Annotated in this window: 25 protein-coding genes; 12 read left to right on the forward strand and 13 right to left on the reverse strand. The window is 59.7% G+C overall.

Annotated elements, in window-relative coordinates:
• Positions 1 to 4: 4 nt before the first annotated feature.
• A complete protein-coding gene (gene ligD, locus ABIB57_RS04590) occupies positions 5 to 1831 on the reverse strand; it encodes a DNA ligase D (RefSeq protein ID WP_354038812.1) in 1827 nt (608 codons plus the stop codon).
• Positions 1832 to 2083: 252 nt separating this feature from the next.
• Here ligD and ABIB57_RS04595 point away from each other — a divergent pair, with 252 nt between their 5' ends.
• The gene (locus ABIB57_RS04595) at positions 2084 to 2515 is read left to right on the forward strand and encodes a hypothetical protein (protein ID WP_354038813.1); all 432 of its coding nucleotides are present in this window, start codon (positions 2084 to 2086) and stop codon (positions 2513 to 2515) included.
• A gap of 2 nt (positions 2516 to 2517) precedes the next feature.
• Positions 2518 to 2781: a hypothetical protein gene (locus ABIB57_RS04600; RefSeq protein ID WP_354038815.1), complete on the forward strand. Its 264-nt coding sequence runs from the start codon at positions 2518 to 2520 to the stop codon at positions 2779 to 2781.
• A 5-nt stretch (positions 2782 to 2786) separates the two neighbouring features.
• On the opposite strand, the gene ABIB57_RS04605 is transcribed toward ABIB57_RS04600, so the two are convergent.
• Together ABIB57_RS04605 and ABIB57_RS04610 are read right to left on the reverse strand one after the other, a co-directional pair.
• Positions 2787 to 2987 carry a hypothetical protein gene (locus ABIB57_RS04605; protein ID WP_354038817.1) on the reverse strand — a complete coding sequence of 67 codons (201 nt, stop codon included), beginning with the start codon at positions 2985 to 2987 and terminating at the stop codon, positions 2787 to 2789.
• A gap of 46 nt (positions 2988 to 3033) precedes the next feature.
• A complete protein-coding gene (locus tag ABIB57_RS04610; protein WP_354038819.1) occupies positions 3034 to 3399 on the reverse strand; it encodes a response regulator in 366 nt (121 codons plus the stop codon).
• A 141-nt stretch (positions 3400 to 3540) separates the two neighbouring features.
• On the opposite strand from ABIB57_RS04610, the gene ABIB57_RS04615 reads away from it, so the two are divergent.
• The 4 genes from ABIB57_RS04615 (at position 3541) to ABIB57_RS04630 (ending at position 4554) form a co-directional block, all read left to right on the forward strand.
• Positions 3541 to 3912 (forward strand): response regulator, encoded by a 372-nt coding sequence (locus tag ABIB57_RS04615; protein WP_354038821.1) that lies wholly within the window; start codon positions 3541 to 3543, stop codon positions 3910 to 3912.
• Between the two features lie 65 nt (positions 3913 to 3977).
• Positions 3978 to 4142, forward strand: a complete 165-nt coding sequence (locus ABIB57_RS04620) for a DUF3606 domain-containing protein (RefSeq protein WP_354038823.1) — start codon at positions 3978 to 3980, stop codon at positions 4140 to 4142.
• Positions 4139 to 4348, forward strand: a complete 210-nt coding sequence (locus tag ABIB57_RS04625) for a hypothetical protein (RefSeq protein WP_354038824.1) — start codon at positions 4139 to 4141, stop codon at positions 4346 to 4348. The genes ABIB57_RS04620 and ABIB57_RS04625 overlap by 4 nt, the downstream gene beginning before the upstream one ends.
• Positions 4345 to 4554, forward strand: coding sequence for a hypothetical protein (locus tag ABIB57_RS04630; protein ID WP_354038825.1), 210 nt, complete (start codon positions 4345 to 4347; stop codon positions 4552 to 4554). Before ABIB57_RS04625 ends, ABIB57_RS04630 begins: the two co-directional genes overlap by 4 nt.
• Here ABIB57_RS04630 and ABIB57_RS04635 read toward each other — a convergent pair whose 3' ends face one another.
• Positions 4555 to 4860, reverse strand: coding sequence for a hypothetical protein (locus ABIB57_RS04635; RefSeq protein ID WP_354038826.1), 306 nt, complete (start codon positions 4858 to 4860; stop codon positions 4555 to 4557). It abuts the gene before it with no gap.
• A gap of 106 nt (positions 4861 to 4966) precedes the next feature.
• Here ABIB57_RS04635 and ABIB57_RS04640 point away from each other — a divergent pair, with 106 nt between their 5' ends.
• Entirely contained in the window at positions 4967 to 5179 is a 213-nt protein-coding gene (locus tag ABIB57_RS04640; RefSeq protein ID WP_354038827.1) for a hypothetical protein, read from the forward strand.
• Positions 5180 to 5257: 78 nt separating this feature from the next.
• On the opposite strand, the gene ABIB57_RS04645 is transcribed toward ABIB57_RS04640, so the two are convergent.
• The gene (locus tag ABIB57_RS04645; protein WP_354038829.1) at positions 5258 to 6127 is read right to left on the reverse strand and encodes a HEPN domain-containing protein; all 870 of its coding nucleotides are present in this window, start codon (positions 6125 to 6127) and stop codon (positions 5258 to 5260) included.
• A 349-nt stretch (positions 6128 to 6476) separates the two neighbouring features.
• Here ABIB57_RS04645 and ABIB57_RS04650 point away from each other — a divergent pair, with 349 nt between their 5' ends.
• From ABIB57_RS04650 to ABIB57_RS04660, 3 genes are all read left to right on the forward strand, one after another.
• The gene (locus ABIB57_RS04650; RefSeq protein ID WP_354038831.1) at positions 6477 to 7913 is read left to right on the forward strand and encodes an SMODS domain-containing nucleotidyltransferase; all 1437 of its coding nucleotides are present in this window, start codon (positions 6477 to 6479) and stop codon (positions 7911 to 7913) included.
• 51 nt (positions 7914 to 7964) lie between these two features.
• Positions 7965 to 8828 (forward strand): SMODS domain-containing nucleotidyltransferase, encoded by an 864-nt coding sequence (locus tag ABIB57_RS04655; RefSeq protein ID WP_354038832.1) that lies wholly within the window; start codon positions 7965 to 7967, stop codon positions 8826 to 8828.
• A 105-nt stretch (positions 8829 to 8933) separates the two neighbouring features.
• Complete coding sequence (locus ABIB57_RS04660; protein ID WP_354038834.1) at positions 8934 to 9773, forward strand: hypothetical protein; 840 nt, start codon at positions 8934 to 8936, stop codon at positions 9771 to 9773.
• Between the two features lie 130 nt (positions 9774 to 9903).
• Here the strand turns inward: ABIB57_RS04660 and ABIB57_RS04665 are convergent, their stop codons facing one another.
• From ABIB57_RS04665 to ABIB57_RS04675, 3 genes are all read right to left on the reverse strand, one after another.
• Positions 9904 to 10422: a hypothetical protein gene (locus ABIB57_RS04665; RefSeq protein WP_354038836.1), complete on the reverse strand. Its 519-nt coding sequence runs from the start codon at positions 10420 to 10422 to the stop codon at positions 9904 to 9906.
• Positions 10422 to 12563 carry a DUF262 domain-containing protein gene (locus ABIB57_RS04670; RefSeq protein ID WP_354038838.1) on the reverse strand — a complete coding sequence of 714 codons (2142 nt, stop codon included), beginning with the start codon at positions 12561 to 12563 and terminating at the stop codon, positions 10422 to 10424. Before ABIB57_RS04670 ends, ABIB57_RS04665 begins: the two co-directional genes overlap by 1 nt.
• Before the next feature lie 304 nt (positions 12564 to 12867).
• Complete coding sequence (locus ABIB57_RS04675; RefSeq protein WP_354038840.1) at positions 12868 to 16572, reverse strand: vitamin B12-dependent ribonucleotide reductase; 3705 nt, start codon at positions 16570 to 16572, stop codon at positions 12868 to 12870.
• Between the two features lie 476 nt (positions 16573 to 17048).
• Here ABIB57_RS04675 and ABIB57_RS04680 point away from each other — a divergent pair, with 476 nt between their 5' ends.
• Both ABIB57_RS04680 and ABIB57_RS04685 read left to right on the forward strand, forming a co-directional pair.
• Positions 17049 to 17432, forward strand: coding sequence for an NADH:ubiquinone oxidoreductase subunit NDUFA12 (locus ABIB57_RS04680; protein WP_354038842.1), 384 nt, complete (start codon positions 17049 to 17051; stop codon positions 17430 to 17432).
• A gap of 91 nt (positions 17433 to 17523) precedes the next feature.
• The gene (locus ABIB57_RS04685; RefSeq protein WP_354039679.1) at positions 17524 to 17910 is read left to right on the forward strand and encodes a DUF2155 domain-containing protein; all 387 of its coding nucleotides are present in this window, start codon (positions 17524 to 17526) and stop codon (positions 17908 to 17910) included.
• 180 nt (positions 17911 to 18090) lie between these two features.
• On the opposite strand, the gene aat is transcribed toward ABIB57_RS04685, so the two are convergent.
• The 5 genes from aat to ABIB57_RS04710 all read right to left on the reverse strand — a co-directional run bounded on the left by aat (position 18091) and on the right by ABIB57_RS04710 (position 22160).
• A complete protein-coding gene (gene aat / locus ABIB57_RS04690; protein WP_354038844.1) occupies positions 18091 to 18732 on the reverse strand; it encodes a leucyl/phenylalanyl-tRNA--protein transferase in 642 nt (213 codons plus the stop codon).
• A gap of 141 nt (positions 18733 to 18873) precedes the next feature.
• The gene (gene accC, locus ABIB57_RS04695) at positions 18874 to 20220 is read right to left on the reverse strand and encodes an acetyl-CoA carboxylase biotin carboxylase subunit (protein WP_354038846.1); all 1347 of its coding nucleotides are present in this window, start codon (positions 20218 to 20220) and stop codon (positions 18874 to 18876) included.
• Positions 20221 to 20229: 9 nt separating this feature from the next.
• Positions 20230 to 20721: an acetyl-CoA carboxylase biotin carboxyl carrier protein gene (accB, locus tag ABIB57_RS04700; RefSeq protein ID WP_354038847.1), complete on the reverse strand. Its 492-nt coding sequence runs from the start codon at positions 20719 to 20721 to the stop codon at positions 20230 to 20232.
• Positions 20722 to 20754: 33 nt separating this feature from the next.
• Positions 20755 to 21192 carry a type II 3-dehydroquinate dehydratase gene (aroQ, locus tag ABIB57_RS04705; protein ID WP_354038848.1) on the reverse strand — a complete coding sequence of 146 codons (438 nt, stop codon included), beginning with the start codon at positions 21190 to 21192 and terminating at the stop codon, positions 20755 to 20757.
• 92 nt (positions 21193 to 21284) lie between these two features.
• Positions 21285 to 22160 carry a DsbA family protein gene (locus ABIB57_RS04710; RefSeq protein ID WP_354038849.1) on the reverse strand — a complete coding sequence of 292 codons (876 nt, stop codon included), beginning with the start codon at positions 22158 to 22160 and terminating at the stop codon, positions 21285 to 21287.
• Positions 22161 to 22170: the final 10 nt, after the last annotated feature.

The following is a 22170-nucleotide window of genomic DNA, read 5'->3' on the forward strand; positions in this document are numbered from 1 at the left end:
ACCCTCAGTGGTTCCTGACCACATCCTGAATGCGCTCAGTCAGAGTTTGCTCCGTTTCGAAATAGCCTTCCCACGCGTCGGGCTCCTGAGCGCGTTCGGCGGCCGAAAAGACGTCGAATGCATTGGCGCGGTCGATGGTCTGCAATTCATCCCAGGTCACGGGCGCCGCTACGGTGCGGCCCGCCCTGGCACGCGTCGACCACGGGCAGACCGCCGTCGAACCCTGGCCGTTTCGCAGGTAATCGAGGAACATGCGGCCTTTGCGCCTGGCCTTGCTCATGTTGGCAACGAAGCGGTGCGGCTCCGTCCGGGCGAGGAGCTCGGCGAAGTTCTGGCAGAACGATTTGACCGCGGTCCAGTCGGCTTCCGGCACGAGCGGCACAACCACATGAATGCCTTTACCACCGGAGAGCAGCGGCCACGACTGCAGACCAATGGCGCCAAGGATATCGCGAATGTCGACCGCGGCACGCTTCACGTCCTCGAAGCTCAAGCCCTCGTCCGGATCGATGTCGAACACCATGCGCTCCGGCAGGTCGGGCTGGTGGCGGTCGGAGCCCCAGACATGGAACTCCAGGGTGTTCATCTGTACGCCGCCGATCAGGCCGGCCAGGTCCTCGATCCACAGAATGCGGCTCTCGGTGCCCTTGACCTTGGTGAGCTGGCCGGACTTGATCCACTTCGGCATGCCGGGGAGAGCATGCTTTTGGAAGAACGTCTTAGCCAGGTCGTTGTCGGTGTCGCGCACCAGCGACAGCGGGCGATCCTTCAGGTGCGGCAGCATCCTGTCGGCGACAGCGGCGTAGTAGGCTACCAGGTGGGCCTTGGTGATCCCCGTGCCGGGGTGCATGACCTTTTCGGGATGGGACAGCTTGATGCCCAGCGCGCCGGCGACCTCGACGCCGATCACAGGATCCAATTCCGAACCAGCCTCCTCGACCGGCACTTCCAGCACGACCTGGTTGGCCTTCTTGTCAGCCCGCATGCCCTGGAACGAGGCGTGCCGCAGCGAGCCGTCCGGCGTGATCTCCGCATAGGCGACCTCAGCCACCAGTTCGGGGCGGACCCACATGGCCTTCCTGGCGATGTCATTTGGAACGGCGGCGAAGGCCGGTTTGGCGATCCGCATCGCCTCCATCTGTTTCAGGATCTTGGCGCGCATGGCGTCGGAGAAACCGGTGCCCACGCGCCCGCGATAGACGAACTGGCCCTTCTCATAGGTCCCCAGGATCAGGGACGCCATGCCGCGCCCGTCGTCGCTGGGGCGCCAGCCGCCGATAACGAACTCCTGGCGCTTGGTGCACTTGATCTTGAGCCAGGTCTTCGTGCGGTCGCCGATGTAGCTACCGTCCGCGGCCTTGGCGATCACGCCCTCATGGCCGCCGGCGCACATGGCGTCGAAGACCTGCTGGCCGTTGTCGACGACATGGTGGCTGTACTGCAGGCTGTCGCCGCCATCCCGCTCGCCAATCAAGCTTTCTAGGATCGCCTTGCGCTCGATCAATGGCAACGCAGTCAGGTCCTCGCCGTCTTTCTCCAAGAGATCGAACGCATAGAACTTCAGAGGAATGCCAGCGCCGATGCCTGTCTTGAGCATGGAGAAGTTGGTGCGGCCAGCCTTGTCGATGGCGACTATCTCGCCGTCCAGCAGCACCGAGCCTTTGGTCAAGGTCCGCAGCGGCTCGAGGATAACTTTGAACTGCTCCGTCCAGTCGTGACCGTTCCGGGTATAGACGCGGACCTCGGGGCCCGAGATGGCGATCTGGGCCCGGTAGCCGTCGAACTTCATCTCAAACAGCCAGTGGCTGCCGGTCGGGATCGTATCGGTCAACGTGCAGAGCTGGAACGGGCGGAAGGTCGGGAGCGGAAATGCACGGGTAGATTCTGAGTCCCTGCGGGTTGCCGCTTTTTGCGGGGTGGGGCCTCTACGGCCTCCATGGCTCACTCGGGTACATCGGAGTCGAGAATGCCTGACATTTGAATCGGTTGCCAGTTAACCGGCAAGGATGGTGAGCCATCAGAGGACTCGACATATGTTCTCTTTTCGTTCTATTTTGAACTCTCGTTTTGAAGGAGAGATCAGATGGGCTGGAAACGGTTTGACCTGGGCGAGCACTCGATCTGGGAGGCAGGTGAGGAGCTGATGGACGCGTTCTACGATGCCGTCCTGCCCATAACGGAGGGGCCGTCGTGGTCCGCGGCAGCGATCTTCGTCGACGCCGCTGGCGAGACCGAGAAATCGACGATCTGGCTATCTCCCAAGGCGGTCGAGTTGCTGAAACCGCTGCCGATGTTCGTGGACTGTGATGGACCGCGCCCGGACGAAGTTGAGCAGTTCCTGGGTGCTGGCGACGATTTCGATCCCGTCACCGTCGAGCTGCCGGACGACCTCCGCCCGCAGGTCCTGTATCCCGCTATCATGGATCATTGGATCGCCCATGAAATCTGGGAGCGGCAGCACATAATGTCGGGTGGGTCGTTCGAATTCATTGGTGAATTCCCGCTGCGAGCCTGACCATGGAACATCGAGAAAAACCTGCGGCGCCGCCGCAAAAGCTGATCGTGCTGCTCGCCTTCGACAAGGGCGAGGACGGCGAGCTACTGCCGGCATTCGAGCCCCGCGAGATCCGCGACGAGGCCAGCGCCGTCCGGACGGCCAAGGAGATGGCCAAGCGCCACGTCGGCGTCATCACCTGGACGCGGACCGCTGACCTAGTCAACGGCGTGTTCGGCGAACCCGTGGTGCTGTTCCAGAACGGCGACGTGCCGGAGCTTGAGTGAGGCCACTAAACCTGCTGTCCGTCGACGAGCCGGACGAGGGTTCGCTGGTCCTGATCGTGCGCACGGACAATGACGGTGTCGCTCGCGGCGAGTTGGCTGCCGTTATGGCGGAAGATCGAGGCCGGCTGGGATGGCCTGCACAGCGTCCAGATCGCCGTCGGCCTGGCCGACAGTACGCTGAGGTACGGGTATCGGGCGATCGCCATCAATATCGAGAGCAGCCAGATGTGGACGACGCCTGGGGCCCGTTGTCTATGCCGTGGTCAGACGCTTTATGAGATCTGCGATAGCCTCGGTGCTGTACGGCTTGCCGACGAACACGCCATCCTGGGGCAGATCCGTTTCCTTGACGTCCCGGTGCCCCGACGTGACGATGATGTCGATCGGCGGCCAAGCCGACTTGACCATCTCCGCCAGCTCCAACCCATCCTTGTCACCGGGCATGTCGACGTCGGTAAAAAGGCATTCGAACCGGCGGCCGGCCTTGAATATTTCGATCGCTTCCCGGGCGTTCGATGCTTCCATGACCTCGAAGCCGTGGTCATTGAGATCGTCGACGGTGGCCATCCTGAGCAGGGCCTCATCCTCGACGACAAGCACGGCGATTTTCTTGGTCACGTGGGGGCTCCTTGATATGGCATCACCTCTAACGCGCAGCGTGACGAAATGGTCATGTGCGTTTTTGGACGTTTGCACTACAGTTGATCTGTCTCTTCGCCGTTGGCGTAACGGCTTGAATGAACCCGGTAAGCATGGCCCATGTCTGAACAAAAACTCCTCGCGGGCCGCCGCGTTTTGATCGTCGAAGACGAGGCGCTGATCGCCATAGCGGTCGAGGACGAGGTGCGGCAGCTGGGATGCGACGACATTTTCGTCGCCTACAACAAGGCGCAGGCCCTGGTCGAGATCGACAGCTACAAGCCGGCATTCGCGATTATTGACGTCAACCTGACCGATAACGGCGAGGACTACGAAATCGCCGATACACTAGTCGACCGTGGCATCCCGTTCATCTTCTCCAGCGGGCACCTCGCCGGCGAATTGCCGGACCGACATTTAGGCCGCCCCTTCGTCAGCAAGCCGATGCAATCCAAGGATTTCGCGGACGCCGTGGCAATGGCACTGCGCTAGGCTGGAACCGTAGATTCCGGCGCGCGTTTTCGAAGGATTGAAAACTCAACCCTTGGAGACCACCCATGGCCAACACCAAACAGGACCGCGCCCGCGTCGCTGGCGGCCAGGACCACGAAGTGAAATACGAAGCCCGCAAGACCGGCACATCGAAGTCCGAGGTGAAGGATGCCGTCAAATCCGCCGGCAATAGCCGCGCCAAGGTCGAAGACAAGCTGGGCTCGAAATGAGCCGCGAGGGTCTTCCCACCGGTGAGGGCACGGCCGGCAAGAACGACGTTGCCGACCCGCACCCGTCGACCGAAGAGAACTACGACAAGATCAAGAACCCCGGCCGGGTCATTCCGCCCAAAGGGCCAGACATCGGGCCAAACTCCTACGCCCACGATGACAAGGTGCGTCCACTTTCGGAGACGCCGGGAAACAAACCCAAATGACATCGGTCAAGCTGGACGAGGAACTGCTCGACGGCGTTGAGCAGTTCATTGCCGACCGGGACGCCCCGCCTGCGGGTAAGATGAGCTACGAGGACGCGGTGAACGTCATCGTGCGCGATTGGCTTATGGGCCAGGGATACATTCCGCTGTCCGATGAGCCAGACGAAATCATGCCAGCTCTGGAGGCAGCGCGCGTCCCCCGCTAGTCACGCCTCGTCGTTATGGCGGCCTTTCGTCTGACCGACCATTTTGGCCAGCTCGGAAAACGGCGTGACCTCGGTCTCAGCGGCGCCATTGTTTGCCAACCTCAAGAGCCGGATGGGGAAGGCGATAGCGTCGCGTTGGGCAGGCTCCAACTCCTCCGTCCGGTAATCGCCGAGCACCGTCTGTTCAGCAACATCCATAGCGTGCGCAATTTCTTCGCGGTCAACAATTCCCTTGGTGACTAGCAGGTCATTCATCGACGCGATGGCGATCAAAAGGCCTTCGAGCTGTAGATTGGCGGTGTTCATGGCTATCTCCGTTCATCTGCACAACGCTTGAAGCATCGGCAGGATGCCGGCGATCACGCAACCAGTCCGGCGACCGCCTGTTGTCGTCAGTTCAAAGGAGATGGCCATGACCAACGACGAACTGACGCCGCAAGAACTGGAAACACTGGCGAGCTTCCTGTCGCCGACCGTTCCGGAGCATGTCGATGCCCTGCACTTCGCAAAGCTGCTTTCGCTCGCTCTGCTGAAGCAGGAAGAAGGCGGGCCTGTCTTAACGGACGCAGGTCTCGAGCTCTTGAATACGAGAGACCATGTCAGCCGACCTCAGTCCGCAACCTAGCAGCGCCGATGGCGATGAGATCATGGGTGGAGAGGCCATTCGACTCTGGCGCCCTACCCAAAAGGCCAGGCGACCAAATCACAACAAGGATTGCTCGAACTTGGTGCCCGCGTCCTTTAATGCCACGACAAGCTTCAGCGATGCCTGATGTGCTGCGAGGGCTTCTTCGCGGCTGCAGGGCTCATCGCCGTATCGGATCGCAGGCGAGCATTGAATCACACTGGTCAGCGGAAACCAGTTGAATCTCAACCCAAGGCTTTCGAGATGCTCGCATAGTTTCGCGAGATCGTGGGTGTTCTTGTACATCCCGCCTTGCAACACGATCGCTGCCTTGAGGGTTTTCTCCGCGGCCTGCAGCGACGCCCACTTCGATTCAGCGAAACGATCATGCCGGTCCATCAGTGTGTTGATGGCGGTCAGGATATCGCCGCGAGCGATCCGGATCAGCTCCTGCTTCTGGCTGGATTCGAGAATGTCGTGTGCCTCGAGCCCGGTGTTGAACTTCTGGTCGAGACCGCGCAACGCCTCAATGGAAAGCGTACCTGCTTTCGCCTCGGTCAGGTCTTGCACCAGTTGGAGGATGTTGCAAATGGCTGGTCCGTTCGAACTAAACCGGGGCGCGTCGATGAATTTGGTCAAGGTCACAAATTGGACGCTGCCCATGATTCGGGGGAACGCCAGGATGTAGAGGTCTCGATCGAGCTCGATGACCATCTTGCCCATGCCCATATCCAGCTTGAGCCTGTCGCCATAGGCCGCTTCGTACCAAGCGTGGATGTTCTCCGACAGTTGGGCGGTCGCTTTCAGTTCGGCGGGCGCGCCAAGCGACGGCTTGAAGAAGGGCATTGCAAGTTTGAACATTGTACCCACTGCTATCACGGCACGTATCGGCCGGTGCGGGATCGAGACATCTTCCTTGCTAAGATCGGCATCGATCGCGCGCATCATGGCCTCGAATTCCGGCCCACTCTCTGGCGGTTTTACAGTCACAAGCCATCCTCCACGTGATATCTGCAACAACTTCCCATGCGTGAGGCGAAGTCCATGTGAAAGTCCGCTATTTGTGGAGGAAATTTTCGCTTTCAGAAGGCCTAAGAATTTCAGATTGGCACCGGTTTGCTTACCTTCTCGTTCCCTTCAGCACCGCTGCCCTGGCGCGGCTGGCATGCTTCGCAGAGCTGCCGGACACCCTGACACGATGTCGAGCAGACGCACCATGCTGATCAATCCCCAGAACCGTGAGGGCATTCGTTGAAAAGCACTCAAGCCTCAAATAGTCTTTGCTGGGGAGTCACTTATGAAACTGGTCAGCGACTTTAAGGATTTTCTAGCCGATACAGTCAACCTCAATCAAACCCGTATTAACCGCCTCGAAGAGCGGGTGGAAACCATCAAGGACTTCATAAGGGGATCGGACTGGGAGCCACCTATATCAACGTTCATCGAGCAGGGGTCCTGGGCGCACGACACCATAATTCGCCCTGTGGACATTGGCGAGTTCGACGCAGACCTCCTAGTCAAAGTTCATGCGGTGAAGGGTTGGAGCGCCGCCCAGTACGTTAAAGAACTCGGCCGAGTTTTTCTCGACAGCGGCCGATATGGCGACAAGACGGTTGTCTATGACTACTGCGTAACCATCACCTATGCGGATGATTGCAAGATCGACATTGCTCCCTTGGTGATGGACCGAGATTATCAAGGCACCCTCGAAGTCTGCAACAGACGCACGGGTGAGTTCGAGGATTCCCAGCCAGTCGAGTACACGCGATGGATGCGCGAAAAGAACGGTTACTCGGGCAATAACTCGTTCCGCAAAGCTACTAGGCTGATCAAATACGTACGCGACATTAAGAGGCGATTCAGCTGCCAGTCCGTGCTCTTGACTACCCTCATAGGTCACCGCATCGAGTGGTTCGACAAGGACTCCAACGCTTTCTCGGATACCCCTAGTGCTTTGCAGACGATCATGGGGAGGCTTGATGACTGGTTGCAGGCACGCCCGGATAAGCCGGCAGTCCCTAACCCAGCGCTGCCGGCGCAAGATTTTGCTGACCTCTGGAACGACACTCAGTATGCCAACTTCCGGAACTTCGTGAACAAGTACCGGAAATGGATCGACGAAGCGATCGATGCAGCCACCCGTTCAGATAGTATAGAAAAATGGCGCAAGGTCTTCGGCGACGATTTCGCAAAGGGGGAGAACGTCAAGAAAGCCGAAGCGTCCGCAATGCAGCGCACGAACGCGATGCTTCTGGAAAGCGCCGCCCACCTCGACAGTCTGGTGGACAGCATAATCGACTTCGGCATCACCATCCTTCCCCCTTGGTTCAAGAGTCCACCACACATCCAGGTTCCGCCTTGGAAGACAACGGACAATGTTTCCCGCAATGTCCAGGTATCTGCGGAATACGCCCTCCAGAAAGGGGGTAGAGCTCACCCTGTCCAAAATGGAGAGGTGCTACCTTCCCGCGGGGGACTGTGGTTCGACGTCCGGGTCAACAAGTTTCAAGTGGTGCCTGCCGACTGCTATGTTCGATGGCGCATCACTAATACTGGTGCCGTCGCAATGGCACTGAAGAAGGGGCGGGGCGGGTTTGAACGACCCGCCGAGGGCAATCGCCGATGGGAGGAGTTGGAATACCGCGGCGTCCATCTGGCGGAGGCATTCATCATCCGAAGAAGCGATGATCGTCTGGTCGGTCATAGCGAACCGTTTTACGTCGTGATCAAATAGGTCGGCGCCGCGCGCAGATGGCAAGAGCGAAACAATGAGCACCTGCAACGAATGGTAAGGACGATCGCGGAAGCATTTCGTGTTCTTCGCAGCAATCTCGAGATCCCAGATCTGCAGGAGCAGACGGTCGCGATCCGCCAACGAGACATCCGAGGTGTCCTGGAGCGCGATTTCGTCGTCAACGACACATTTCTCACGGGATCATACCGCCGCAGCACAATGATCAGGCCCCTGAAAGAGGCCGACGTCGACATCTTCATCGTGCTTGATGTGAAGTACTACCGCGAGGACGGAAAGAAGGCGCTGCTCGAGAGCATCAAACAGTCGCTCCGTAAGACATATACTAAGACCCCCGATATCAGGCCGGATGGTTCGGCCGTGACCATCACCTTCAGCGACTTCAAGGTCGACGTGGTGCCTGCCTTCCATCGCAAGGGAGGCGGGTACTTGATCCCCAGCCTCGAGCTGAACAAATGGATTTCCACGGATCCCCGAAAGCACGCCGAGATCTGGACAGCAGCCAACAAGACGCACAACAACGACCTCGTTCCGTTAATCAAGATGATGAAAGGCTGGAACAAGAGCCGTAGCCTCTTCAAGTCCTTCCACCTGGAGACGCTCGTCCTGCGGTCCCTCGATGGCATCACGATCACTGATTTCCCCTCTGGCATGCGCTACGTCTTCGACAAAGGCATTAACCTGGTGCAGTACAAACTGGCTGATCCGGCCGGATATAGCGACGATGTCGGGGAGCATGTGAATACGAAGGCTAAGATCAAGGTTCTCGTCGACCGCATGACCTGGGCCAGAGATCGTGCAAAGGAGGCCGAAGCAATGGCGGCAGTCGGCAATGTTTCGGGTGCGGTTGACAGATGGCGTCTGGTCCTGCCGAACTATTTTCCGGCGTATGGCTAATCTCAGCCCTCCAAGAGATTGCCCGCGCTCCAGAGGTCCCCACACTTGCGCGGCCTCGGGAAAGTCGCCTAGCTATGGCGGACTGCATTCTAAGCGAGAACTTTTGTGTCACTCAGCCCTAGCAAACTTGTTGGTTATCAGCTTGCCGAGTTTGATAAATCGTCTCGACTTCGAGTTTGGCTCTTCTTCCTGCAATTGCTATTGGCGGTCCCGGCAGCACTTTCCGTTGTTATCGTCGATGAGACGTGGCTGTACGCCTTGGCCATTGCGGGTGGCATAGGCCTGGTCGTTTGGTGGCTGATCAGCATTCAGTATGAAAAGTCCCGCAGCGCGGCGCAGACAGCCCGTCGAGCGTCGCTGCTCTCGGGTGCGTTTGCCGAGACGTTTTCAGCCTTTGAATTATCAGAGCTGCGCCAACGTTTCACGGTAACTGAGGAGCAGGCGGTCGCCAAAGAGAACCCAGACTACTACGCCACGAAAAATGCCCCTGGAGCTTCTCGTCTTGCCGAAATGCTCGAGGAATCCGCGTTTTTTACATCCGAGTTGCAGGATTTTAGCGGCAGAGTAATGGGGGTGATCCTCGCTGCGTTCATTGTAATCGCAGGTGTGATCGGCCTGTCCGTTGGAATCAATCTAGACCGATCGGCCTCAATGACCTTCGTAAGGATCATTCTGTCGGTCTTTGTGTTCATCATGTCATCGGACATGCTTGGAGCGTTTTTCAAGCACTTGGCTGCAGCTGCGCAGACAAAGGCAATCCGGGGGCGGTTGGCTACGCTGCAGCAGCGCAGCGCACCGTTAATGGACGTCTTGCTGGTCATGACGGATTATAATGCCGCAGTTGAAGCTGCGCCCGAAAGCGTCCCCTTCGCATTCAACTTGCGAGAGAGGAAGCTCAATGCCCGTTGGGCTGAATACTTGGCGGACAAGGCGGCGTCTGATTAGCCCACATTTGAACGGAAGGTAATCCGCCGCGCCTGTCGCCAGCCATTTCCGAGCGGAGGTTGGCGGGATTGTTCGTCGGTCCGCCGTCGACCGGCTTCGAGACCATGGGATAGTGACACCATCTCCACTCTCACTGCACTAAGTAACTGAAAGTGGCACAGAGACCTTCGCTATTGATGTCGAAGGGCGCTTTTTTCGAGCTGAACATGGCGATCTCGAGCACTTGATCGCCGCCGAAGACACTGCCTTCCGAGAATACCAAATAACGAACTGGATCGCCGCAGAGGGCGTTGCCGTTCCGCAGTGTGCCGGGGTCAGAGGCAAGGCGGAATACCTCCGCGGTTCGCGTCTCGCCATTGAGGCTCCATTGCCTCCAGGAGGCACCCACGGAACTCAGCTCGATTGGTTCACCACCATCGAAGGATATTTTCGTTGTGCTGCCGACTTCGGCGAAGCTCGGATTCCCCGTTAGGGCGATAGCGCCCGTGATGGCGATGGCTGTCCGACTCATTGGCTTGAAGGTGCTCTGATCTTGCCAGATGTGGTGTTCGACGGCGCTTTGCCCAACCACTGGCAATGACCAAACCATAGCGCCGAGGCAGGCCAGTTTGCTAGCCAACAATAGGCTTTGACTAGAGGGGAACGCCACTAACTAGTCTCCCCTGGACTTTCCACACCGACTGGGTTCGCCAAATGCCGTCGCCAGTCATCCGCTAGCACCCACCCACCCATCTGGTCGCGGAGATGCCAATCGTTCCAGCCGTTGCGGTTTGTTCGCGTGAGCGTCTTTGAGGCGCCAGAGAAAGTCGCAAACGCACGCTCCACTCCCTCTACGACCAGATGACCTTCCCTGATGGTTCCTGCATAGTCCACGCCCGCATAGGTGAACTTGCACTCTGTTCCGTCTGGAGGAAGTTTGACACCGTCGCCGGCGAGGTCGTTGACCGCGGACTGGTCTGCACCTCTGGTCGGGGCGACCCAGATCTTCTTGGCAGTTCCGAAGAGAGCCAGCCCTCGGCTTGAGATTGTTCCCTCGTTCCAGTCATCATATTCGACCAGCTCGCGATTCAGCGCCAGACTGGAATGGGCGCGGACAGCGGGCATCTTCGACGAGTAGGGACCGTTTGAAACCGCCGAATTGAGTGGTCCAGTGAGCAGCGTGAGGTTACCCAAGTTGTCGACAACGCCATCGCGCGCCACCTTCCGGGCGACATGATCCGGGTCGGTGTCACTATCGTCGAGGTGATCGAACCCAGGGATTGGCCAGTTAGTCCTCCATTTCTGAGGCATGATGTGCTCAATTGACAGCGTCGATCTGATCTGGATGTCTTCGTTGAGAGCCGTTCTCTTGGCGAGCTCGATGGCTTCGAATATGTAGCGCAGCCGTGGTTGCCGGGATCCTTTGTATTGGTCGCGTCCAAGCCAGGCATGCTGCCATTCCGCGTCGTCTGGCCAACGATCGAGATCGGACTGCCGGCTTGAGAGATATAGCACGAGCGCGTCGACCTTGTTTCCTTCGGCTGCGCGAAGACGGTCGATGATGCCAATGAAAAAGCGGTTGTAGTTCTTCGTTGTGAGACCGCAAATATCCCGCCGCAGGATGTAGCTCTCAAGCGCTTCGAGCGCTCTATCGATATCCGCGCCCACTGCCTCCTCGGTTGCAAGATATACGACGAGTGGCATCGCCGTAGAAACATCGAATGCGTCGGCGAAGCGGCCGAAATTGCCGATGGGATCCTTTGCGTCCTGATCGAACAGCCGTTTCTCGATAGCCGCAGTCGCCGAGATGGACTCGAGTTCAGCGGTGACGTCGAGGAACGGACGGGAGTTGAGTATCCAGCGTCGGTAGCTATCGAAAAGAGTCTCCACCGAGACCAGATCGCCGATGTGCATGGACAGATGGTCGGTCAACATCCAATCCAGTCTTTGGCGGGATTGCCGCCCTCGCGATGCCGGTTGGCCCCAGACCGCGCGATCGAGCGGCAGCCAATGCTTCTCATACAGCTTGTCCACCAGCAACGAGTGATCGGCTTGGCCCAACCCTTTAGCGCGCTGAAATATGAAATTGCGCATCAGATCGCCCGGCGTCAAATCCACGCCGCGGCTATTCAGGGTTTCGAAGATAGTTTGGGGGTCGTCCCCGCCCTCCAGTTCGATGGACACGATGGCAAGCCCATCCTTTAAAGCCTCGAAGAGGATTTCCAGACGATGCTCGTCGAAGCTTCCGTTGTCATCTACATGGGATTCGATCTTGTCTTTGAAATAGGCATGTGCGGCGACTGAGCGCCTCACAATGCCATCCTCGTCGACTGGCTTGGGACCCAGTACATGTGGATCGACATGCGGATCAACGATGCCGATGAAGGATCGCCGGTCGTTCAGTGAAGGCCAGAGCTTGAAGCGTTCGACTTCTTGGTTCTCCATGACGCCATCGTTCAGGAGATATTTTTGGAGTTCGGCCTCGTACTTGGACCCATTGGCTTGGGCGACATCACGGATTGCCGCCAGCAGAAGCTGGAACGTCGTGAGACGCTGCTGGCCGTCTATGATCTCGTAAGCCTGGACCTGCTTGCCGAAGGTCTTGACCTGGGCAATGACGATTGCGCCCATAAAGTGTGGCGTCAAAGACGAGCGATCCTGTTCCAGTCTTTGAACGGATCGCTCGATGTCCTCCCACAACAGCTCCAGCTGCGGCTGGGCCTTCCAGGCGTATTGTCGCTGATAAAGCGGGATCAGAAACCTTTTCTTGCCATCGAACAGCTCGATGATTGAGCGAGTATAAGGCTTCATGGTCCCCCCTTGGCGAAGCAGTGATCTGATCGTGGAAGATAACTCTATAGCGAGCAAGCGGAAGTAGCGGGCGGGACCCGCTCTTAGGCTGCTATCGCCTAGTCTTGGTCCGCCGGCAACAACTGCAATGCACCGAATAGGTAGGGCGAGCGACCAAAGTCGCTCGCCCTACTCATAGGCTTGTCATTAAATCCCGTCGGGCACTTTGCAAGTCAGTGGAACCATTATGCCCCACGTACTGGAAGGCTACCCGCGATTAGTGGAACTTTTATTCCCCACGTCACAGCGGCGGCGGACCTGCCGCTCAGCTACACCCAGTCGTCGTCCCGCAATCCTCGCAAACCATGCAGTGACCCGACACCTTCATGCGCATCGAATTGCAGTTGCTGCATTGATCGCCCGTATAGCCCTTCATCTGGGCTTCGGCGCGGAGCTGGTGCTTGTCGGTGGAGGGCGGCGGGCTTGGGATGGGGTCGAGTTCGGCGGCGTTGAGGACGGTCGCCGAGGGTTCGATCTTGAGGGCCGTGGCACTGCGCAGGGCGGTGACGGTCGAGATCGAGGAGGACTGCGCCGCGTAGTGCGAGGCATGGGCGGTCGGCACCAGCATCAATGAAGCATTGGCTGTGCGGCCGCGGGTCATGCCGCGGGAGACGAACTTGTCGGCCGGAACCGGCGCCGGGGCACTCGGGGGATTGCGGGTGCTGGCTTCCTCGGAAACACCGCCCGAAAGCGAGGTCGGCGAGGCCGGGTTCACATGGGCCAGGTCGTCGCGGTCGAGATAGGACACGGCCAGCTCGCGGAACACGTAGTCCATGATCGAGGTCGCGTTCTTGATCCGGTCATTGCCCATGACCATGCCGGCGGGCTCGAAACGAGTGAAGGTGAAGGCCTCCACATATTCGTCCAGCGGCACGCCATATTGCAGGCCCAGCGAGATGGCGATGGCAAAATTGTTCATCATGGCGCGGAAGGCAGCGCCTTCCTTGTGCATGTCGATGAAGATTTCGCCGAGGCGGCCATCGTCATATTCGCCGGTGCGCAGATAGACCTTGTGGCCGCCGACGACGGCTTTCTGGGTATAGCCCTTGCGGCGATCCGGCATTTTCTCGCGGCTACGCACCTGCTCGATGATGCGCTCGACGATGCGTTCGGCAACCTGGGGCACGCGGGCGGCCGGAGACTGCAGCAGCAGCTCCTCCATCGCGTCTTCCTCGTCCTCATCCTCGACGGCGAGCACGGAGGAGTTGAGCGGCTGGCTGAGCTTGGAGCCATCGCGATAGAGCGCGTTGGCCTTGAGCGCCAGCTTCCAGCTGGTCATGTAGCTTTCCTTGGCGTCCTCGACCGTCGCATCATTGGGCATGTTGATGGTCTTGGAGATGGCGCCGGAGATGAATGGCTGGGCCGCCGCCATCATCAGGATGTGGCTATCGACCGACAGCGAGCGCTTGCCGATCTTGCCGCACGGGGTGGCGCAATCGAACACCGCCTGATGCTCGGCCCGCAGATGGGGCGCGCCTTCCAGGGTCATGGCGCCGCAGACGTGGATATTGGCGAGCTCGATATCCTTCTTGGAGAAACCAAGGAACGGCAGCAGCTCGAACGAAAAGTCGTTCATCTGCTCCTGGGTGACGCCCAGGCTCTTGAGGAAATCGACGCCCAGCGTCCACTGATTGAAGATGAACTTGAGATCGAACGCGCTTTCGGTGGCAGCGTTGAGCGCGGCGATCTTGTCGTCGGTGAAGCCCTTGGTGCGGAGGGTCGCCGGATTGACGCCGGGCGCCTGGTTCAGGTTGCCATGGCCGACCGCATAGGCCTCCATCTCGGCGATCTGGCTTTCGCCATAGCCAAGGGTGCGCAGGGCCGGCGGCACGGCGCGGTTGATGATCTTGAAGTAGCCGCCACCGGCCAGCTTCTTGAACTTGACCAGGGCGAAATCGGGCTCGATGCCGGTGGTGTCGCAATCCATCACGAGGCCAATGGTGCCGGTCGGGGCGATCACCGAGACCTGGGCGTTGCGATAGCCGTGCTGCTCGCCCAGCGCCAGGGCATTGTCCCAGGCGAGCTTGGCGCGTTCGGACAGGGCCGCATCGGTCAGCGAGGCGTGGTCGAGCGGGACGGGGTTGATGGACAGGCCCTCATAGCCGCCGGCATTGCCATGGGCGGCGTTGCGATGGTTGCGGATGACGCGCAGCATGTGCTTGGCGTTGCGCTTGTAGTCCTTGAACGGGCCCAGTTCCTTGGCCATTTCGGCGGAGGTGGCGTAGCTGACGCCGGTCATGATGGCGGTGACGGCGCCGGCGATGGCGCGGCCTTCCACGGAGTCATAGGGAATGCCCGAGGTCATCAAGAGGCCACCGATATTGGCGTAGCCGATGCCCAGCGTGCGGTATTCGAACGAACGTTCGGCAATCGACTTGGACGGGAACTGCGCCATCATCACCGAGATTTCGAGGACCACGGTCCACAGGCGCACCGTGTGCTCGTAGGCGGCGGTGTCGAAGGTCGAGTCGGCGTTGCGGTAGGGCAGCAGGTTGACCGAGGCCAGATTGCAGGCGGTGTCGTCGAGGAACATGTATTCCGAGCAGGGGTTCGATGCATTGATCGGACCGGCTTCAGGCGAGGTGTGCCACTCGTTGATGGTGGTGTGATACTGAATCCCGGGATCGGCCGATGCCCAGGCGGCATAACCAATCTGTTCCCAGAGGTCGCTCGCCTTGAGGGTCTTGACGACCTTGCCATCCTTGCGGGCGGTCAGGTTCCAGTCGCCATCGGTCTCGACGGCTTTGAGGAAATCGTCGGTGACGCGGACGGAATTGTTCGAGTTCTGGCCGGAGACGGTCAGGTAGGCTTCGCTGTCCCAATCGGTGTCGTAGATGGGGAAATCGAGATCGGTATAGCCCTGCTTGGCGAACTGGATAACGCGGTAGATGTAGTTCTCCGGCACCAAAGCCTTCTTGGCAGCGCGAACTTCGCGCTTGAGGGCAGGGTTCTTCTGCACGTCAAAGCAATCGTCGCCACTGCCTTCACAGTTCACGGCGGCCTTCATGATCGCCTTGAGGTGCTTGGAGACGACCTTGGAGCCGGTCACCAAGGCCGCGACCTTCTGCTCTTCCTTGACCTTCCAGTTGATGTATTCCTCGATATCGGGGTGATCGATATCGATGACCACCATCTTGGCGGCACGACGAGTGGTCCCGCCCGACTTGATGGCGCCGGCAGCACGATCGCCGATCTTGAGGAAGCTCATGAGGCCCGACGAACGGCCGCCGCCGCTCAGCTTTTCGCCACCGCCGCGCAGTTTGGAGAAATTGGTGCCGGTGCCCGAGCCGTATTTGAACAGGCGGGCTTCGCGGACCCAGAGGTCCATGATTCCGTTGTCGTTGACGAGGTCGTCATTGACCGACTGGATGAAGCAGGCATGCGGCTGCGGATGCTCGTAGGAGCTTTTCGAGGCAACCAGCTTGTGGGTGAACGGGTCGACGTAATAGTGGCCCTGGCCGGGGCCGTCGATGCCATAGGCCCAGTGCAGGCCGGTATTGAACCATTGCGGGCTGTTGGGCGCCACGCGCTGGCTGGCGAGCATGAAGCAGAGTTCGTCGAAGAACGCCTTGGCGTCGTCTTCGCTATCGAAATAGCCGCCCTTCCAGCCCCAATAGGTCCAGGTGCCGGCCAGGCGATCGAAGACCTGCCGGGAGTCCATTTCCGAACCATAACGTTCGGCCTCCGGGAGCTTCTCGAGCGCAGCTTCGTCGGGGACGGAGCGCCACAGCCAGGAGGGTACGGAATTCTCCTCAACCTTCTTCAGCGCCTTGGCGACGCCGGCCTTGCGGAAATACTTCTGCGCGATGATGTCAGCCGCGACCTGGCTCCACTGAGCCGGCACCGCGATGTTTTCCAGCTTGAAGACGACAGAGCCATCGGGATTGCGGATTTCGCTCGTCGCCGAGCGGAAATCGAGGGCGCTGTAGCGGTCTTGATCGGCAGTCGTAAAGCGGCGTTCGATGCGCATTCGCAAATCTCTTGGGTCAGAATGTGTGGTGGCCGGGTGCGGTCGGGAGGACTCGGGTACTGGCGTTGGATTTACTCTGGGCTAGCTTGGGAGCCAGAGTCGAGGCCAACATTTTCACTTTTTTCCCACAACCTTCACACCACTCGTTGTGTCGGGGCCCATCATAACCCCAAAATCTAGTATCTGATATGGGATTAGTGGGGATAAGCGACAAGTGTCATCAAAGGTTAATGACGCCTTAATAAGGACGATGCAGCTTAGTCGTGAGAGCCAGGAATCAGGCTAAACCCGCTTGTTGCAAGACTCTTTCGGCAATGCCGGGCAGGGGCCGAATGTGGCGAGTTCGTGTCAAGCGGACTTTTTTGTGAAAATGAGCGCCATCCGGCTCTTGTGTTTAGCAAACTCTGGCGAAGCGGCATCCGCTCATGCTAGAGCCTGTTCAGCCGACCCCTCCCGGACGTAAGCAGGCCCGCGACATGAAAGACTTCCTCCTCGAAATTTTCCGCTGGTGGCACGGGCAGACCTGGGGCACGCGGCTGTGGATCTGGCGCCGCGGAGAGCTGGTCGGCACCGACGAGATGGGCAATAGCTACTATCAGGACCGCAAGGAGAACCGCCGCTACGTCACATATAATGGCGTTGCCGATGCATCCAAGATTGCGGCCGAATGGCATGGCTGGATCCACTTCCGCACCGATGCGGTGCCGAGCGATGTCAAATATGTGCCGCGCGCCTGGGAAAAGCCGCACGAGCAGAACCTGACCGGCACGGCCGCCGCCTATCGTCCCGATGGCAGTATGCTGAGCAAGGGCGAGCGCCCGCGCGTGACCGGCGATTACAAGGCCTGGTCGCCTGAATAAGGACAGTGGCGCCTTGCGCCTGACAGAGTTTCTTCCACCAACGCTTCGCAAGACGCTGGTGCCGGTCGCGGCGCTGGCGCTTTCGGTGTTTATGGGTGGGGCTGCTATGGCCGCTCCGATCGCCAATCCGATCGCGACGTTTGCCGGTCTAGACAAGATTACCGGCCGCATCACCAAATTCGACGTCTATATCGACGAGACGGTGCTGTTCGGCGCGCTCGAAGTGACGCCGCGCGCTTGCTACAGCCGACCCCCGACCGAAACGCAGCGCATTTCGGCATTTCTCGAAGTCGATCAGCGCAGCCTGCAGGGCAATTCCAAGCGTATCTTCACCGGCTGGATGTTCGCCGATAGCCCCGCGCTGAACGCGCTCGACCACGCCGTCTATGACATCTGGCTGATCGAGTGCAAGACCACCTCGACCGTGCCGCCGCCCGGATCGCGGGCCACGCCGGAAGCAAGCGGGCCCGCGCAGTAATTTCCTGAGTGGTGTCGCAATGTTGCGGCCGCGCTCGTCTTGGCCGTGAGCAGACCGAACCGCAGCACTTGTTGTTGTTGGTTCGTAACCATCGAACATATTTGACGACTATCCAGGCCCACTGTGTCCTTCCCGCGGGCTTGACGGGAAGATCGGTGGTTGTGGCCAAAAACTCTGCTATCAAGCTCTTGGGCGCCGATCCCACGCGCCCCAATCCCCATCACGGTCCAGTGCCTCGGCCAGCATCTCTTCATAATCCGCGCGGGGGATTTCGATCCCGCCCAGCGAGGCGAGATGGTCGGTGATGAACTGGGTGTCCAGCAGGGTGAAGCCGCCGGCATTGAGGCGGTCGACCAGATGGACCAGCGCGATCTTGCTGGCATTGGTGGCGCGGTGGAACATCGACTCGCCGAAAAACGCGCCGCCGATGGCCAGGCCATAGAGCCCGCCGACCAGTTCCGCTCCGTCCCAGACCTCCACGGTATGGGCCACGCCGCGGCGGAACAGCTCGCCATAGACCGCGCGGATGGTGGCGTTGATCCAAGTCTCGTCGCGGTCCTCGCCCACGGTGGCGCAGGCTTCGATAATGGCTTCGAAATCGGTGTCGACGCGGACCGTGAAGGCGCTTTTGCGGATCGCCTTGCGCAGGCTAGTGGAGACGATGAGCCCATCGAGCGGGATGATGCCGCGCTGCTCCGGGCTGACCCAGAACACATCGGTTGAGTTGGCGCTTTCCGACATCGGAAAGATGCCGGCCCGGTAGGCCCGCACGATCAGTTCGGGGGTGAGCTCGATATCGAAGGGGTCGTTGCGTCTGGCCATCGACTACCTCTGGTTCCCCCTCTCCCCTTGTGGGAGAGGGTGCCCGAAGGGCGGGTGAGGGGTATCTCTCAACCATCGCAGCCCCCTCATCCAGCGCTGCGCACCACCTTCTCCCACAAGGGGAGAAGGGAGAAAGTCACATCACACCTTGTTCTCGGCCAGGTACTTTTCCAGCCAGTGGATGTCGTAGTTCCCGGCCAGGATATCGGGCTCGCGGATCAGGCGCTGGAACAGCGGCAGGGTGGTCTTGATGCCGTCGATGACGAATTCGTCGACCGCGCGGCGCAGGCGGTGCAGGCATTCGTCGCGGGTACGGCCATAGACGATCAGCTTGCCGATCAGCGAGTCGTAATAGGGCGGAATCTTATAGCCCTGATAGACCGCCGAATCGACGCGCACGCCAACGCCGCCAGCCGGGTGATAGAAGGTGATCGTGCCGGGCGAGGGCGCGAAAGTCTGCGGGTCCTCGGCGTTGATGCGCACTTCGATGGCATGGCCATAGAACTGCACCTGCTCCTGCGTCATCGAGAGCTTTTCGCCCGAGGCGACCCGGATTTGCTCGTAGACGATATCGATGCCGGTAATGCGCTCGGTAACCGGGTGCTCCACCTGCAGGCGGGTGTTCATTTCGATGAAATAGAACTCGCCGTTCTCGTAGAGGAACTCGATGGTGCCGGCGCCCGAATAGGAAAGCTTGCGCATGGCCGCGGCGCAGATTTCGCCGATCCGGTCCCGTTCTTCGGGGGCAATGGTCGGCCCGCCGGCTTCTTCCCACACCTTCTGGTGGCGACGTTGCAACGAACAGTCGCGCACGCCAAGATGCACCGCATTGCCCTGACCGTCGCCCATCACCTGGACTTCGATATGGCGCGGCTTGCCGAGATATTTTTCCATATAGACCGAGTCATTGCCAAAGGCGGCCTTGGCCTCGGAGCGGGCGGTCGACCAGGCGATCAGCACGTCGGCTTCGGTCAGCGCGACCTTCATGCCGCGTCCGCCACCGCCGGCCGTGGCCTTGATCAGCACGGGATAGCCGATTTCGCGCGCGGTCTTGATCGCCTCTTCGTCGGATTCAACGGCGCCGGCCGAACCGGGAACCACAGGAATGCCGAGCTCGACGGCGGTCTTCTTGGCCGTGATCTTGTCGCCCATAATCTCGATGTGATGGGCAGAAGGGCCGATAAAGGTGACGTTATGCTCCGTCAAAATCTTGGCGAAGCGCGCGTTCTCGCTGAGAAACCCATAGCCCGGATGCACGGCATCGGCGCCAGTGATCTCGCAGGCGGCCATGATCGAGGGAATGTTGAGATAGCTGTCCTTGGCCGCAGGCGGCCCGATGCAGACGCTTTCGTCGGCGAGGCGCACATGCATGGCATTGGCGTCGGCGGTCGAATGCACCGCGACGGTGGCGATGCCTAATTCCTTGCAGGCGCGCAAAATACGCAGCGCGATTTCGCCGCGATTGGCGATGAGGACCTTCTGGAACATGCCCGCCCCCTATTCGATGACGGCGAGCGGTTCGCCATATTCGACGGGCTGGCTGTCTTCGACAAGGATGCGCGTGACCGTACCCGAGCGATGCGCCGGGATCTGGTTCATGGTCTTCATGGCCTCGATGATGAGCAGGGTCTGCCCTTCGGTGACCTTGGCGCCCACTTCGACGAAGGCTGGCTTGCCTGGCTCGGGGGAGCGATAGGCCGTGCCGACCATTGGGGAGGTCAGGGTGCCGGGATTGGAGGCGAGGTCTTCTGCAGCGGCGGGAGCTGCCGGCGCAACGGAGCCCGCGGGGGTCAGCGACTGCGGCGCGGGAGCATATTGCGGCTGCGCCAGATACTGCGGCGGATAGGCAGGAGCCTCATTGGCATAGGAGCGGGTAACCCGGACCCGGAAATCCTCCTGCTCGATCTCGATTTCGGCGAGATTTTCCTTGTTGAGCAGTTCGGCGATGGCCCGGATCAGGTCCTGATCCACTTGAGATGCCTTGGTCATTCTTGTCGGTCTCCCGCGCTTGCGCGTCGATCGTTATTTGAGTTTTTCGGAGAGGGCTTGTAGCGCCAGACTATATCCCAGTGCGCCAAAGCCGCAAATGACGCCATAGGCGACGGCCGACACATAGGAATGATGCCGAAACGCCTCGCGCTGATGGATATTGCTGAGGTGAACTTCGGCCACCGGCAAGCCGGCAGCCTTAAGAGCATCGTGAATGGCGACCGAGGTATGCGAATAGGCGGCCGGATTGATCACGATCGCATCGGCCGTCTTGCGGGCGTCCTGAATCCAGGTCACCAGCTCGCCCTCGTGATTGGACTGGCGAAAATCCACTTTGAGGCCAAGGGTTTGGCCCGTGGATTGGCAAAGCTTCTCGATGTCGCCCAGAGTCTGGGCGCCATAGATTTCGGGCTCGCGGATACCGAGCATGTTGAGGTTCGGGCCGTTGAGGACAAGAACGCGCTTAGCCATGATTTTCGCCTTTTGCACCAGCCCCTAAGGCCAGAGCAAGCTCGACTATACGAATTGCACTGAAAACGCAAAAATGCGCGACGAAACCTTGGTTAACTCGCGCAGGAGGTTTCCCCGCAGGCGCGCATATTGGCGATTCGGGTCTTGAGTTCGTCCAGCCCGATGGCGCCGGGGATCACCTCATTGCCGATGATATAGGTCGGCGTGCCGGTGATATTGAGCGCCTTGGCGATGTCGTAGGAGGTCTGGATCGCCTTGGACACCTGTGGCTCTTCCATCTGTAATTCAAGATTGACCGGGCTAAGGCCCAGATCGGCGGCGGCGGCAAGCGCGACCTTCTTGTCGACCTGGCCACGGCTGGTGAACAGGGCCTCGTGGAAGGTCCAGTAATCGGCATCGGATTCGTTGACCAGGATAGCGACGCGGGCCGCGTCTATCGATTCGTTGGAGAGGATCGGGAATTCCTTGAGCACGACGCGCAGGTTCGGATCGTCAGCCAGCAGCGAGGCCATATCGGGCAGGGCGTTGCGGCAGTATCCGCAATTGTAGTCGAACAGCTCGACCAGGGTCACGTCGCCCTTGGGATTGCCGAGTACCACCTGGTTGGGATCGTTGAAGATCGCGTCCTTCATGGTGGCGATGACCTGGGTGGATTTCTCGCGCGCGGCGACCTGCATCTTGCTATCGAGCGCGCTGGACAGGCGCTGCAGGATGGTGGGGTCGCTCATGAGATAGCTTTCGATCATCGGGTTAAGAACCTTGGGATCGAGGCTCGCAACGGCCTGCGGGGCTTGGTTGATTGGCGCTGCGGAAGCCAATTGAGTGTCGTGGCTGGCCAGAATATCCTCGACAATGCTGCGCACCGCGGCAGTGTCGGTCTGGTGCGTATCCTGATGCAGGACGGAAAAGCCCAATGCCCCAGCGAGAATGCCCGCAAGGGCGACGAGGGCGAGTGTGACGCGCTGCATGAAAGGCTCC

This window comes from Devosia sp. UYZn731, assembly GCF_040546795.1.
Lineage (GTDB): Bacteria > Pseudomonadota > Alphaproteobacteria > Rhizobiales > Devosiaceae > Devosia.

What these genes read in the sequence shown, in the direction of transcription:
- ABIB57_RS04595 (WP_354038813.1), top strand. Translation starts at nt 2,084, where the DNA reads ATGGGCTGGAAACGGTTTGACCTGGGCGAGCACTCGATCTGGGAGGCA.
- ABIB57_RS04600 (WP_354038815.1), top strand. Translation starts at nt 2,518, where the DNA reads ATGGAACATCGAGAAAAACCTGCGGCGCCGCCGCAAAAGCTGATCGTG.
- ABIB57_RS04605 (WP_354038817.1), bottom strand. Translation starts at nt 2,987, where the DNA reads ATGGCGATCGCCCGATACCCGTACCTCAGCGTACTGTCGGCCAGGCCG.
- ABIB57_RS04615 (WP_354038821.1), top strand. Translation starts at nt 3,541, where the DNA reads ATGTCTGAACAAAAACTCCTCGCGGGCCGCCGCGTTTTGATCGTCGAA.
- ABIB57_RS04620 (WP_354038823.1), top strand. Translation starts at nt 3,978, where the DNA reads ATGGCCAACACCAAACAGGACCGCGCCCGCGTCGCTGGCGGCCAGGAC.
- ABIB57_RS04625 (WP_354038824.1), top strand. Translation starts at nt 4,139, where the DNA reads ATGAGCCGCGAGGGTCTTCCCACCGGTGAGGGCACGGCCGGCAAGAAC.
- ABIB57_RS04630 (WP_354038825.1), top strand. Translation starts at nt 4,345, where the DNA reads ATGACATCGGTCAAGCTGGACGAGGAACTGCTCGACGGCGTTGAGCAG.
- ABIB57_RS04635 (WP_354038826.1), bottom strand. Translation starts at nt 4,860, where the DNA reads ATGAACACCGCCAATCTACAGCTCGAAGGCCTTTTGATCGCCATCGCG.
- ABIB57_RS04640 (WP_354038827.1), top strand. Translation starts at nt 4,967, where the DNA reads ATGACCAACGACGAACTGACGCCGCAAGAACTGGAAACACTGGCGAGC.
- ABIB57_RS04645 (WP_354038829.1), bottom strand. Translation starts at nt 6,127, where the DNA reads ATGATGCGCGCGATCGATGCCGATCTTAGCAAGGAAGATGTCTCGATC.
- ABIB57_RS04650 (WP_354038831.1), top strand. Translation starts at nt 6,477, where the DNA reads ATGAAACTGGTCAGCGACTTTAAGGATTTTCTAGCCGATACAGTCAAC.
- ABIB57_RS04655 (WP_354038832.1), top strand. Translation starts at nt 7,965, where the DNA reads ATGGTAAGGACGATCGCGGAAGCATTTCGTGTTCTTCGCAGCAATCTC.
- ABIB57_RS04670 (WP_354038838.1), bottom strand. Translation starts at nt 12,563, where the DNA reads ATGAAGCCTTATACTCGCTCAATCATCGAGCTGTTCGATGGCAAGAAA.
- ABIB57_RS04675 (WP_354038840.1), bottom strand. Translation starts at nt 16,572, where the DNA reads ATGCGCATCGAACGCCGCTTTACGACTGCCGATCAAGACCGCTACAGC.
- ABIB57_RS04680 (WP_354038842.1), top strand. Translation starts at nt 17,049, where the DNA reads ATGAAAGACTTCCTCCTCGAAATTTTCCGCTGGTGGCACGGGCAGACC.
- ABIB57_RS04685 (WP_354039679.1), top strand. Translation starts at nt 17,524, where the DNA reads ATGGGTGGGGCTGCTATGGCCGCTCCGATCGCCAATCCGATCGCGACG.
- aat (WP_354038844.1), bottom strand. Translation starts at nt 18,732, where the DNA reads ATGGCCAGACGCAACGACCCCTTCGATATCGAGCTCACCCCCGAACTG.
- accC (WP_354038846.1), bottom strand. Translation starts at nt 20,220, where the DNA reads ATGTTCCAGAAGGTCCTCATCGCCAATCGCGGCGAAATCGCGCTGCGT.
- accB (WP_354038847.1), bottom strand. Translation starts at nt 20,721, where the DNA reads ATGACCAAGGCATCTCAAGTGGATCAGGACCTGATCCGGGCCATCGCC.
- aroQ (WP_354038848.1), bottom strand. Translation starts at nt 21,192, where the DNA reads ATGGCTAAGCGCGTTCTTGTCCTCAACGGCCCGAACCTCAACATGCTC.
- ABIB57_RS04710 (WP_354038849.1), bottom strand. Translation starts at nt 22,160, where the DNA reads ATGCAGCGCGTCACACTCGCCCTCGTCGCCCTTGCGGGCATTCTCGCT.